A 12,563-nucleotide genomic window follows, 5' to 3' on the forward strand; every position below is an offset into this window, starting at 1 on the left:
TGCTTGGGCTAACGCTCTACTGGCGGTTGCTTCCGCTAGATTGGGGTTGTGCATATCCAACGAAAGCCTGACCAGGCTCCAGGGCCCAACCGCGGATTCCAGCTTTCCCGCAGCTGGGGTCTGGCGGTCTCGGTGCTCTGCCTGGGCCTGCTGGTCGGACTTTCTTCGGGGTTGCTGGCTAGATTTTTTGAGCTGACCCAGGTCGGCCTGTTAGATTTCGCTGAGACTCCAGGGGCACCCACGGCTGAGGCGGTGCCGCCGATCAGAAGGCTGGCCTCGGTGACCCTCGCCGGACTGGTGGCTGGTCTGGTCTGGGCCTGGCTGCGGACGAGGACCAGGCTGATTCCATCGGTCGGCCAGGCCGTCAAGGGCGCGCCTATGCCCCCAGGGCAGACCGTGGTTCATGTGCTCACCCAGATTTTCTTTGTGGCTGCTGGGGGCTCCATCGGCAGGGAGGTGGCCCCTCGCGAGGCCGGGGCTCTACTGGGCGGTCTCTGGACCAGGATGGGACGGCGGCTGGGGCTACGTGACCAGGACGGTCCGCTGCTGATCGCTTCGGCTGCTGGTGCGGGATTCGCCGGCATTTACATTGCGCCTCTGACTGGTGCCTTCTTCGGCATTGAGGTGCTGCTGCGGCGGGTGGATGCCGAAGTGGTGACGGTCAATCTGGCCATGTCGGCTCTGGCTACTCTGGTCGGAGGATCCATCAAGGGGTTTGCCCCTTACTATAAGGTCGGCTCCGAGCCCTTCCGGCCTTGGCTTATGGCGGTAGTCTTGCTGATCGGACCGGTCATGGGACTGCTGGGGGCTGGATTCCGGCGGATGACCTCCTGGGCAGAGGCCCATAGAACCACTGGCCCTGCCGCCATTTGGCAGCTGACGGGGGTAGCCCTGCTGACTGGCCTGGTCGCCTTGGTCGTCCCACAGGTGATGGGCAATGGCCGGGCTCTGGCCCAGATGGGCATGGATCAACGCCTGCCTGCCGGATTCTCTGGGCTCCAGCTGGCTCAGTCACTAGCCCTCTTGGTCCTCTTCGCTCTGGTCAAGGCTCTGCTGACCACAGCCACCATCCGTGCCGGGGCCTTCGGCGGTACTCTGACACCTTCCATAGCTTTGGGATCCGCTACGGGCGCTGTATTGGGCCTATCGCTGGCTTACCTTCTGCCTGGCCTGCCGGTCTGGCAGTGTGCCGTTATTGGCGCCGCCTCCCTGCTGGCCGCCTCCCAGCAAGCTCCGCTCATGGCCATGGCCATGCTGATGGAGGTATGCCACCTGCCGGTCATGGCCTTCATGCCCATAGGTCTTGCCGTTGCCCTGTCGATGGCGGTCTCACACCTGTTCGTGGTCAAGGCATAAACCGTCGTCGAGAGCCCTTGTCGTCCTGACAGTCCGGCCTTGCGTGATGCCGAAAGATTCTGATCTTACTCATATACGATGAAACCACTATTGGTCGTATGTCTGCTCTACTGCCTCCAGGCTTGCATGGGCATTCACGATCAGCTGACCGGTCTGGGCCAGTAAGGAAGGGTGGCTATACTCGGGCCGGACGTAGGTCCCGGGAGGATGCAGCCAATCCGAGTGGAGCAGGCCAGTGCCGTGATCCCCCGGACAGACAAGAAGGAGGTGCCTGGCGGTGAAGACCGTGTTGGCCATCTTCAGGCGAGATCTCTGGCGGATACTGCGCAATCCCGTAGCTCTGGTCGTGACCATCGGCGTGGCCGTGCTGCCCTCCCTCTATGCCTGGTTCAACATCATGGCCCTCTGGGACCCCTACAGCAATGCCAAGAATCTTCCCGTGGCTGTCGTCAGCATGGACCGAGGGGCACAATCCGCAGAAACCGGCAGGATCAACGCCGGCAAATCGGTCATCCAGGAGCTGCGCGCCAACAAAAGCCTGGGCTGGAGGTTCATGGATGATGACCAGAGAGCCATCGACGAGGTCCACTCGGGTCAGTGCTATGCGGCCATTATCATCCCTGAACGGTTCAGCGCCGACCTGGTCGGCATCGTCGAGGGAACCGGGAACAGGCCTGCTCTGAACTATTACGTCAATGAGAAGAAGAACGCCATCGCACCCAAGGTGACTGACACCGGCGCTTCCACCATCGACCAGGAGATCAACACGGTCTTCGTTTCGGCCGTCAGTGACGCGCTGGCAGGGAAGGTTTTGCAGACTGCCGGCGATGCCCAGGGTGCAGCCGAGCAGAACCGCAGCCAGGTGGTGGGCGACCTGGGGGACATCATCGGCCAGCTGGATCGTACGGACAGCCAGCTTGGCCGAATCGGTTCCACCATGGGCCAGGCTCGGCAGACTGTGGCCGGCTCCAAAAAAGACATCAAGAACCTGCAGAGTCAGATTTCTGCCACCCAGGCCACCCTGAGCAAGGCCCAGGATCATATGACCAGGACCCGCGACGACAGCCTTCGCTTCTCCTCTGCCCTGAACCAGGCCCTGGCGGACGGGTCAGTGCGACTGTCCAGTGCGGCCACTGATGTGAATACGGTGGCGGGCGGGATCACCGCCGATCTGAACGCCACCCAGGACAAGGTGGACCGGGTCAATTCCGGCCTGGGCCAGCTGGTCGACGCCAACGGGAAGGCCGTGGACCGGCTCCAGTCTGGTCTGGATCAGTCCGGGCTGCATCCCGGGGATCCGGCCTACGAGATCATCCAGCGGCAGATCGACGATCTGAAAAAGACCAACCAGCAGCAGAAGGCATCCCTGGATGCTTTCAAGAAGAACTCCTCGACGGCCCTGAATTCGGGCAAGCAGGCCGCATCGGACCTGAGCTCGGCCATGACCGACACCGGCGACACAGGCATCAAGGCCCTAACTGCGGCCAGCCAAAGCCTGACGGGGGCCACCATGCCCAACCTCCTTACCGGGCTGGACAACCTCAACGCCTCCAATGGCTCGCTTCAGGGCGCCCTGAGTAGTCTGTCCACCACAGCCGCCCAGACCGACACCCTGCTGGATCAGCTGGATTCCACCATTGGCCAGGCCCAGTCGACCCTGTCCACCACCAGGACCTCTCTGGTCTCAGTCAGATCCGACCTGGAGGGGGTTCGGACCGATGTGGCCGCTCTGGGATCCTCGGCCGCCTGGAACCGGATGTCCCAGACCCTGGGATTGAGCCCGGAATCCTTCGGGAAGGCCATGGCCTCGCCGGTGGAGCTGGCCTCACACACGGTCTACCCGGTCAGCAACTATGGGTCATCCGTGGCGCCCTTCTATACCAATCTGGCCCTCTGGGTTGGCGGATTCATCCTGATAGCCATCTACAAGCTGGAGGTCGACAAGGAGGGCATCCGCAAGTGCACCGCCACCCAGGCCTACCTGGGCCGCTGGCTTCTGCTGGTCTTCGTCGGCTTCTTCCAGGCGCTGATCGCGACAGTGGGCGACCTGATGCTGGGCATCCAATGCCATCAGCCGGCCCTGTTCGTCCTGGCCGGGGTCTTCGCCTCCTTCGTCTACATCAACATCATCTATGCCCTGGCCGCCTCCTTCAGACACATCGGCAAGGCACTGGCCGTGGTTCTGGTCATCCTGCAGATACCTGGGTCCTCGGGCATGTATCCCATCGAGATGATGCCTGACTTCTTCCGCAATCTGAACCCCTGGCTGCCCTTCACCTACGGAATCAATGCCATGCGTGAGACCATCGGGGGCATGTACGGCAACCACTATTGGCAGGACATGCTCCACGTTTTCTGGTACCTGCCGGCGGCCTTGCTGATCGGACTGGTGGTGCGGCGGTACCTGCTCAACCTGAATGCCCTCTTCGACCGGCGGCTCGGTGCAACCGATCTGATGCTGACCGAGCAGAACCATTCTGCTGACCGTCGTCTGAGCCTGGACAGCCTGGCCCGCTCCATCCTGGGCGAGGGCGACTACCGTGCCGTCATAAGGCGGCGGGCGCATCGCTTCCTGGCCCTCTATCCAACGCTGATCCGGGCTGGTCTGGCCTTGGTCCTGCTGCCGGTCCTCTTCCTTATCCTGCTCTTCAGCACCGAGGCCAAGATCGTCATGCTGATCGCCTGCATCGCCTCCATCATTCTGATCGACGCCTATCTAATCATCGTTGAGTACATCTGCGACAGCTATGTGCAGCAGTTGGGCCTGACCGAACGTCCCGGCATGGACTTCCATAACCTGATTCGTCCGCGCAGGCAGGGTCCTTCGGCCATGACCAGGTTGACTACGGCCGTGCGCGAATCAGTCCTGAATCGCGATGAGGAGGACGCTCCCGAGGATGGTGACCGCCGATGAGGAACATCTGGAGGATCCTGCGCAAGGACCTGGCTGATGCCACCAGCAACGTCATCGCCATCATCGTCCTGATGGGACTGATCATCGTCCCGGCCCTCTATGCCTGGTTCAACATCGCCGCCAGCTGGGACCCTTACAAGAACACCAAGGCCATCAAGGTGGCCGTGGCCAACACCGACAAGGGGTACAAGTCCGACCTGATCCCGATCAAAATCAACGTGGGAGAGACGGTCACCAGTACTCTGCGGGCCAACGACCAGCTGGATTGGAGGTTCGTCAACCGCGACCAGGCCCTGGACGGGGTGCGCTCAGGCGAGTACTACGCTGCCATCGTCATCCCCAAGGATTTCAGTGCGGACATGATGACCCTCTTCTCGCAGGATGTGAAGCACGCCAACCTTGAGTACTACCTGAATGAGAAGAAGAACGCCATTGCTCCCCATGTCACCGAACAAGGGGCCGACACTGTGGCCACGACCATCGACAAGACCTTCGTCAAGACCGTGGGTCAGGTGGGGATTGACCTGGCCAGCCAGGTCTTCACCTACTCCCAGAGCTCCCAGGTTCAGGATTATCTGGCCAGGACGACCAGCCACATCGACCAGATGTCACAGCGGCTGACCACCGCCTCCAGCCAGGTGAATGCCTATGCGGGCCTTCTGGACTCCTCCGGAAAGATGATTGACTCCACCGGCAGGATCCTGGGCCGATCCGACTCCGCCATGGCCGATGCCAGGAAGGCCCTGAACCAGGGAACCAAGGGGTCCAAGGATCTGGGCAAGTCCCTCTCCGGGTCGGCCCAGGCGGTCGACGCTGCCCTTGATCAGGCCTCGGGCGCCTATGACACCATCGGTTCCAAGATCGACGACGCCTTCGACAAGGTGGGCCAGCAGAGCGATGCCGTCAGCAGTCAGCTGAGCGATCTGAGCCAACGGATCAGAGACTCGGCGGCCGACTACGACCGGATGATCGCCAGCCTGGAGGATTTGCGCAGCACTGTGGAATCCGACTCCAATCTGACAACGGAGCAGCGCCAGGCTCTTCTGACCGCCATCGATCAGGCCCAGGCCGGAATGCGCGCAGCCCAGGCAGCCCAGCGCGACCTGGCAGACCGGATCAGCCAGGCCTCTCAGACAGCTAAGGAAGGCAAGGACAAGCTGGGCGGGCAGCGGCAGGATCTGAAGAACAGAATCGCCCAGGCCCGCGCCTCGGTGGATCAGGTCCGCAACCAATACCGTAAGGATCTGAAGCCTCGCCTGGACGATCTGGCTTCCTCCATGGACACCGTGGTCACCTCGACCGATCGGCTGCTGACGGGCCTGGATGGGACCGTCAAGGGCGCCTCTGGGCTGACGGGACCTATGACCAATGACATCAGCCAGGCCAAGGACCAACTGGGTGAGATCTCTCAGCGTCTGGACCAGGCATCCAAGCGGCTGAATGACCTGGGGGGACACTTGACCCAGGCTTCGCAGGGCAAAGACACCCAGGAGGCCAAATCCCTGCTGAGTGGGGATTCCGAAACCCTGGCCGCACTTCTGTCCTCGCCGGTCGGCATCCATCGGCATGCGGTCTTCCCCGTCATGAACTACGGGTCGGCGATGACCCCCTTCTACACCATCCTTTCCATCTGGGTGGGTGCCACCATTCTGGCAGCCATGATGAAGGTGGCCCTGTCAGACAAGAAGAAGGCCTTCGTCCTGCACTTGGACTCCCTACAGGATGCCTGGAAGAGGGCCGATGACTTGGATGAGGATTCCGAGGGCCGCCGCTCCTGGGGAGCTTTCCGCCCCGAGTCACCGGGCAATGCCCGTCGCTTTGGCCTGCAGCTCTACCAGGAGTACTTCGGCAGATTCGCGGTCTTCGCCTTGCTGGCCATCCTCCAGGGCTGCCTGATCGCCCTGGGAGATCTCTTCTATTTGAAAGTCCAGTGCGTCCATCCGCTGATGTTCGTGCTGGTGGCGGTATTCGCCTCATTCGTCTTCATGAATCTGATCTACACCTTGGTCGTCTCCTTCGGTGACATCGGCAAGGCTATTGCTGTCATCCTCCTGGTCATGCAGGTGGCCGGCTCGGGCGGCACCTTCCCCATGGAGACTCTGCCCGGCTTCTTCCAAGGGGTCTATCCCTTCCTGCCTTTCGTCCACGCCATCGGGGCCATGCAGTCCGCTGTTGCCGGAGCCTACGGTATGGAGTTCTGGCGGGAGATGGCTATCCTGGCTCTCTTCCTTGTGCCTTCGTTGTTGTTGGGGCTTGTCCTGCGCAAGCCTGTCATCCGCCTCAATGACTGGATCGTCAGAAACCTTGAGAGTACCCGGCTCATGTAGGGCCGAGTCCAACAGAAGGTGGTATAGGGTGAGAGCATGAGCGTCCAACTGGTTGAGGAGCGCCGCTACGACCAAATCATGGAGGATCGCATCCTTCCTGACCTGGCCTCCTGTCGCAGTGACGGATGGATGATCTCCCATGACGGCGGCGAGGACGGGGGAACCTTGTTGGACAAGGCCCATCTCAGTGGCGTGGATCCTTCCCGGCTTCTGCATTACGTTTGTTATGACAGGACGCTGTTTCGCCAGGGTGCAGTGGAGTCCGGCTCAGCGCGCGTGCGCGGGGCTGTAATCATCTCTTTCGGTTTTTCGGAATTCGCCGACAAGTATCAGGAGATGGCCTGGTACTTCCTTATGCAGGGGTATTCCGTCTGCATTCCCGAACATTGGGGACACGGTTTCTCCGGCCGGGGCGTGAACGATCCCAGCCTGATCTGGGTGGATCATTGGCAGCGGTATGTGGCGGATCTAGCTGCCTTCTGCTCGCAGGTGGGCCAGCAATATGCCCAGGACAAGCCCATGGTGCTCTATGCCCATTCCATGGGCGGCGGTATAGCTGCGAGGATGCTGGAAACCTTCCCCTCTCTTATTGATAAGGCGGTCCTGTCATCGGCGATGATTGCACCGCGGACCGGATTCATGCCCTCGGTGGCCTGGACTGCAGCCAATGCAGCCTGCATGATGGGCCGCTCTCGCAGCATGGTCCCGGGATTCGGACCGTTTCGTCCCGAATTGGACATGGGCAAGTACCCCAACGGCAGCCAGGCTCGGGTGGCCTGGACCCATAAGTTGCGAGCCAAGGAGCTGCACTACCAGACCAGCGCCGCCACCTTCGGCTGGGTCAGGGAGAGCCTGGAGATGAGCCGGGCCATACTGCGACCCGACAGGTGCAGTCGGGTGGAGACCCCTCTGCTGCTTTTCCAAGCACAGCCTGACCGATTTGTACTGCCGATACCCCAGAACCGTTTTGTCGACCAGGTCCAGCAGGGTGGCTGCCAGGCTACGCTGGTGCGTGTCCCGGGCAGCATGCACGAGCTCTACCAGATGCCCGACAAGGTTCTGAGGCCTTACTTGGAGCGCATCTTCGACTTTCTTGACCAGCCCTGGCAGCTCGCTGACGACCGCTGATCAAACGTCGAGCAAATCGGCCAGCAGAAAGTCGCCACCCTGCTTTTTTGCCGAGGCTAGTTCCCTGTACAGTTCTAATGCTCTGACGAGCGCATCCGCATCATCCCAGTATTGGCTCAGAAAAGGATATTTCTTGACATTGCGGAAGTCGTGGTCGTCCTTGCCCAGCTCCTCCTTGCAGAAGAGACTGGGCTTCAGTTTGCTGTTCTTTGTGCCGCGATGGTGTGATTTCCAACTGTTGTACTCGTCCAGCCTGCCCTCGCGACAGACGATCAGCATCTCAATCTCGGGATGCGTGGTGACGTTGATGGTCCGGGCATGTTTGGCGTAAGGCTGGCGCAGCAAGGTGCGGTGGCCCAGCTGGTCCTGTATGCAGAGGATGGTCACGTTTCGCCCGTAGTCCTGGGTCAGGAAGTCCCGAGCCAGGCTCTCACCGCTTCTGTCGCGGGTTGACCAGGCATCGTCGTTGTAGGGATCGGTGATGATGCGATCCCGATCGATGAAGGTCAGGTGCTTGGTGACCAGCTTGTCGACGATGACCTGCTCGGCCACGCCTTCGCAGGAGAAGAGCACTGCGTCGTCCCCGATGGCCCTTGCAAGCTCCTCGCGCCTACTATGCATGATGTTCTTGCCTGGCTACCTGGCCAGCTACGTATTGGCGCATGGCCTTGAGTTCGGCTGCCTTGGGAGCGGTGCCTCCGATGTAGTTGGATAGGAAGACTTCGCTGTGCTTAAGCTCCCCGCGCCTGACTGCCTCTGAGTAGTTGATTGCCTGAATGCCCTTGCGCGCGTCCTCGCCGCGTCTGAGGAAGTAAATGTTGTCCTTGCGCTGGATCAGATCGAGCAGCTCTGCATAGTGGGTCGTGAACACCAGTGTGGCGCCGTGAGGGTTGCTGGTCGTAGACATGAAGAGGTTGATGATCATGCGCACCAGCTCCTTGTTGATACTGTTCTCAATTTCATCGATCAGCAGATAGCCACCTGTGCGCAAAACCCGGATGGCCGCTTTGATGATTCGGGATCCACGGACTGTGCCCAGGGAGAGCAGTCCGGCCGTGTCTATGTTGGGCATGACCACCTCTTGAGAGGTGCCAGCGAATCTCAGATGGGCGTGGTGTTCCTGGTCGATGTGGAAGTAATCGATGCTGTCATCGAAGACGTGCAGCACGGGATCGGCAATGGTGCCGACTGGGACGATGGGGAAGTACGTTTCTGGTCCGATGCGGGCGATGACCTGAGTCAGATCCGTCTTGGTTTTTGGCAGAACGATGCTGGAGTGAGGCGAGAGGTAGTCGAAAGCCTCCTTGGTCAGATAGGTGTCGGTGGATGCATCGCCTGAGGATTGGGCTGCCGGACGCCGGACCTTGATCAGTTCCGAGCGTTGTTGGAAAGCGTCTGTATTGCGAAGCACGGACTTGGGCAGGGACTTGCGTGGATACTTCCAAAGCTGTTCCTGAGAAAACTGATAAGTGCTATCTACTAGCGGGTCCGTGCTTTCATCGGCGTTGTCGTTCCGGACCGCATCCAGCTGTGATTTGAGCAGATAGAACTGCTGATTGGACTCGAATATCAAAGAGATCTGCAGGCTGGGCCCGAAAGCGCTGAGGGACCTGACGGAGGACAGCATAGGGCTGGCATCCCTGCTCAGAATGCTGACAGCCAGAGCCAGGGCGTTGAGTGCCGTGGTTTTGCCAGATGCATTGATGCCTGTAAGGCACAGCACGTTCTGCGCGTAAATGTGACTGCCTGGACTGTTCTCCAGATAAGTCAGTCCGTTGCCAGGGGTTTTCGAGCGGACCTGGTCGCGGGCGTAAAGATCCAGGGCCAGGGTCTGGTTTTCAAAGGGTTCAAGGCCCTCGACGACCATTCTGAGCAGACGCATGATAGTCACCAATATTCCTGTAGACATAAAAAGTGTCTACAGGAATATGATACGCCTGCAATCCTACTTGTTGAGCACCTTTTGAGGATCAGCGTCGAAGGTATCGACGCAGTTCTGCGAGCAGAAGTAGTAGGTCTTGCCCTGGTAGTCGCGCTTGGCTGCGGCTGTGTTGGGGTCGATGGTCATGCCGCAGACCGGGTCGGTGACCTTGCCCGTTGTTGCCTGATCCTGCTGCATGTCGTCATGATGATGGAAGAGTCCCATCTCGTTTCCTTTCTCTTGGTTGTGTTCTTGGTGGGTGGAAATACTGAGGTCCCTGGTCAGGGCATCCATGTCGATTGGCCTGGCCTCCTTGATCGGCCTGGCCTTCAGGGGCGTGTGCCGCAGCCGGTTGGCATTGAGCACCACAGACAGGGAGGAGAAGGCCATGGCTGCGCCGGCGATCATGGGGTTGAGCAGGAGGCCGATGAAGGGGTAGAGCACGCCGGCGGCGATGGGGATGCCCAGGCCGTTGTACCCGAAGGCGAACCAGAGATTCTGGTGGATGTTGCGCATGGTTGCGGCAGACAGGTCGATGGCCTTGACGGCCGCGTTCAGATCACCTGAGACCAGGGTCACGTCGGCGGACTCGATGGCCACGTCCGTTCCGGTGCCGATGGCCATGCCCAGGTCGGCCTGGGCCAGGGCCGGGGCGTCGTTGATGCCGTCGCCGATCATGGCCACCTTGTGCCCCTGGGCCTGGAGGGCCTTGACGATGCTCGCCTTGTCCTCGGGATGGATCTGTGCCACCACCCGGGTGACTCCGACCTGGCTGCCGACCTGCTCGGCGGTGCCTTGGTTGTCACCGGTCAGCATGATGGTCTGGATGCCGCGTTCGTTCATGTCGTGGATGGCCTGCTTGGACCCGGACTTGACCTGGTCGGTCACGGCCAGGACCCCGGCAAGCCTGCCGTCGATGGCTACGAAGATGGTCGTGCGGCCCTGATCCTCCCAGCTGCGGACGGTGTCGAAGAGGGATTGCGCACCTGCCTGGTTCGCTGTTTCGTTCTCCAGTTCGATTCCCTTGCCCTCGAGTAGTCTGCGGTTGCCGACAAGGACATGCGAAGTGCCCTTGCTTCCTTTGAAAGATCCAGAGGGGAAGGTCGCATCGATACCGGCGCCGGTGACCGAGTCGAAGTCTTTGGCTGGGACCAGCTCCAGATTGCGGTCCTTGGCGGCCTGGACGATGGCCTGGGCCAGGGGGTGCTCGGAATTGTTCTCGGCGCTCGCGGCCGCTCTTATAAGCAGGTCCTCATCCATTCCCTGCACGCTCAGGGCATCGGCTAGTTCAGGCCGGCCCTGAGTGATGGTGCCGGTCTTGTCAAGGACGATGGTGTCGACGTCATGTGCTCCCTGTAGGGCCTCCGCCGACCGGTAGAGTACGCCGGCACGGGCGCCGCGTCCGGTGCCAATCGTCACGGACAGGGGGGTGGCCAGGCCCAAAGCGCAGGGGCAGGCGATGACCAGGACGGAGACCGCCGCCACGATTCCGTATACTCCGCGGGGCATGGGGCCGAACACCCACCAGGCTACGAAGGTCCAAAGCGCTACCAGGATGACTCCGGGGATGAAGATTGACGATATCCGGTCGGCCAGTTTCTGGATGGGTGCTTTGGATGTCTGGGCCGTCTTGACCAGGCGGATGATCTGGGCCAGAACCGTGTCCTGCCCTACCTGGGTGGCCCTGTAGCGCAGGGAGCCTGTGCCATTGACGGTGGCTCCGACCAGGGAATCACCCTCCTGCTTGAGGACGGGTATAGGCTCGCCGGTCACCATGGATTCGTCCACTGAGGATGAACCGGAGATAACCTGACCGTCCACCGGCAACTTCTCGCCTGGATGGACCTGAATCACGTCTCCAACAGCCACATCGTCGACGGCGATCTCCTGGGTGGCCTCCCTGCCGTCCTGGCCGGTCCTCACTACGGTGGCAGTCTTGGGCCTCAGTCCGATAAGGGCGCGGATGGCATCGCCGGTGCCGCGCCGGGCCCGTGCCTCCAGGATCTGGCCGAGAATCATCAGGGTGATGATGGTCCCCACGGCCTCATAGTAGGGTTCACGGCTTCCTTCAGGCAGGAGTTGCGGGGCCACGGTGACCACCAGTGAATAGAGGAAGGCCGTGGCAGTGCCCAGGGCGACCAAGGAGTTCATCTCCGGTGCCCGGTGTGCCAGAGCCAGCCATCCGGTGCGGTGGATGGGCCAGCCAGAGTAGAACATCACCGGCAGGATCAGGACCAGCTGGACCCAGGGGTTCATCAGAATGTGGGGCATGGACAGGAACATGCCGAACATGGCCGGGATGAAGACCGGGAGCGTGAAGACCAGGGCCACGATGAATCGCCTGGTCAGGTCACGGATTTCTGCCGTGCGCTCCTGATCCGCCTCGTCCTGGTCGCTGCCGCCAGTGGTCTGAGTGGGTTTGGCGGATTCGGTGGGTTCGGCTTGTGTGCGCTTGCTTTGTGGCTGGTTGCCCTGTGCCTGTTTGGATTGTGCCTGTGCGCTGCCGGTCGTAGGTCCATCGGTGGCCCGGAGCATTCCGTGGAGCATGTTCATCCCGCAGGCGAAGGGGTAGTCGCCGGCCTTGGGCGGGGTCAGCTGGACGGTCGAGGTCTGGAAGGCGGGCAGGGTCTTGTCAATATTGAAGTCGTTGAAGACCACGTGCGAGGAGCATTCCCCGCTCTCCTGGCGGTCGAAGACCAGTTTGACCGGTCGTCCGGCCTGGACCTGGATCAGCTGAGGGCTGTATCCGCCCTTGACTGTGATGTGGACGGTTTGGACGCCGCCCTCGTCCTTGGCTTGGGTGGCCTTTCTGGGCGCGAAGAAGTACCAGATGATGCCCGCCGTGATGGCCAGGGCTGCGATGAGGACCAGGATGCTGCTCATGTGCCTCACTATACCCCCCAGGGGTATACTGATA

The 12,563-nt window shown here is 61.0% G+C and carries 7 protein-coding genes; 4 read left to right on the top strand and 3 right to left on the bottom strand.

Translation table 11 applies throughout. From position 1 onward, the window contains the following. Nucleotides 1–48 precede the first annotated feature (48 nt). From ACUIAI_RS08520 to ACUIAI_RS08535, 4 genes are all read left to right on the top strand, one after another. A complete protein-coding gene (locus ACUIAI_RS08520; protein ID WP_445342168.1) occupies nt 49–1,356 on the top strand; it encodes a chloride channel protein in 1,308 nt (435 codons plus the stop codon). A 277-nt stretch (nt 1,357–1,633) separates the two neighbouring features. Next, on the top strand, nt 1,634–4,270 hold the full coding sequence (locus ACUIAI_RS08525; protein WP_445342169.1) for a YhgE/Pip family protein: 2,637 nt from the start codon (nt 1,634–1,636) through the stop codon (nt 4,268–4,270). Continuing rightward, nucleotides 4,267–6,597 (top strand): YhgE/Pip family protein, encoded by a 2,331-nt coding sequence (locus ACUIAI_RS08530; RefSeq protein ID WP_445342170.1) that lies wholly within the window; start codon nt 4,267–4,269, stop codon nt 6,595–6,597. The genes ACUIAI_RS08525 and ACUIAI_RS08530 overlap by 4 nt, the downstream gene beginning before the upstream one ends. Nucleotides 6,598–6,633: 36 nt before the next feature. Beyond that, entirely contained in the window at nt 6,634–7,725 is a 1,092-nt protein-coding gene (locus ACUIAI_RS08535; RefSeq protein WP_445342171.1) for an alpha/beta fold hydrolase, read from the top strand. Here the strand turns inward: ACUIAI_RS08535 and ACUIAI_RS08540 are convergent, their stop codons facing one another. The 3 genes from ACUIAI_RS08540 to ACUIAI_RS08550 all read right to left on the bottom strand — a co-directional run bounded on the left by ACUIAI_RS08540 (nt 7,726) and on the right by ACUIAI_RS08550 (nt 12,529). After that, entirely contained in the window at nt 7,726–8,346 is a 621-nt protein-coding gene (locus ACUIAI_RS08540) for a hypothetical protein (RefSeq protein ID WP_445342172.1), read from the bottom strand. Next, nucleotides 8,339–9,607 (bottom strand): AAA family ATPase, encoded by a 1,269-nt coding sequence (locus tag ACUIAI_RS08545; RefSeq protein WP_445342856.1) that lies wholly within the window; start codon nt 9,605–9,607, stop codon nt 8,339–8,341. The genes ACUIAI_RS08540 and ACUIAI_RS08545 overlap by 8 nt, the downstream gene beginning before the upstream one ends. Nucleotides 9,608–9,670: 63 nt before the next feature. Continuing rightward, complete coding sequence (locus tag ACUIAI_RS08550) at nt 9,671–12,529, bottom strand: heavy metal translocating P-type ATPase (RefSeq protein WP_445342173.1); 2,859 nt, start codon at nt 12,527–12,529, stop codon at nt 9,671–9,673. Nucleotides 12,530–12,563 lie beyond the last annotated feature (34 nt).

The organism is Bifidobacterium sp. ESL0827 (genome assembly GCF_052606685.1).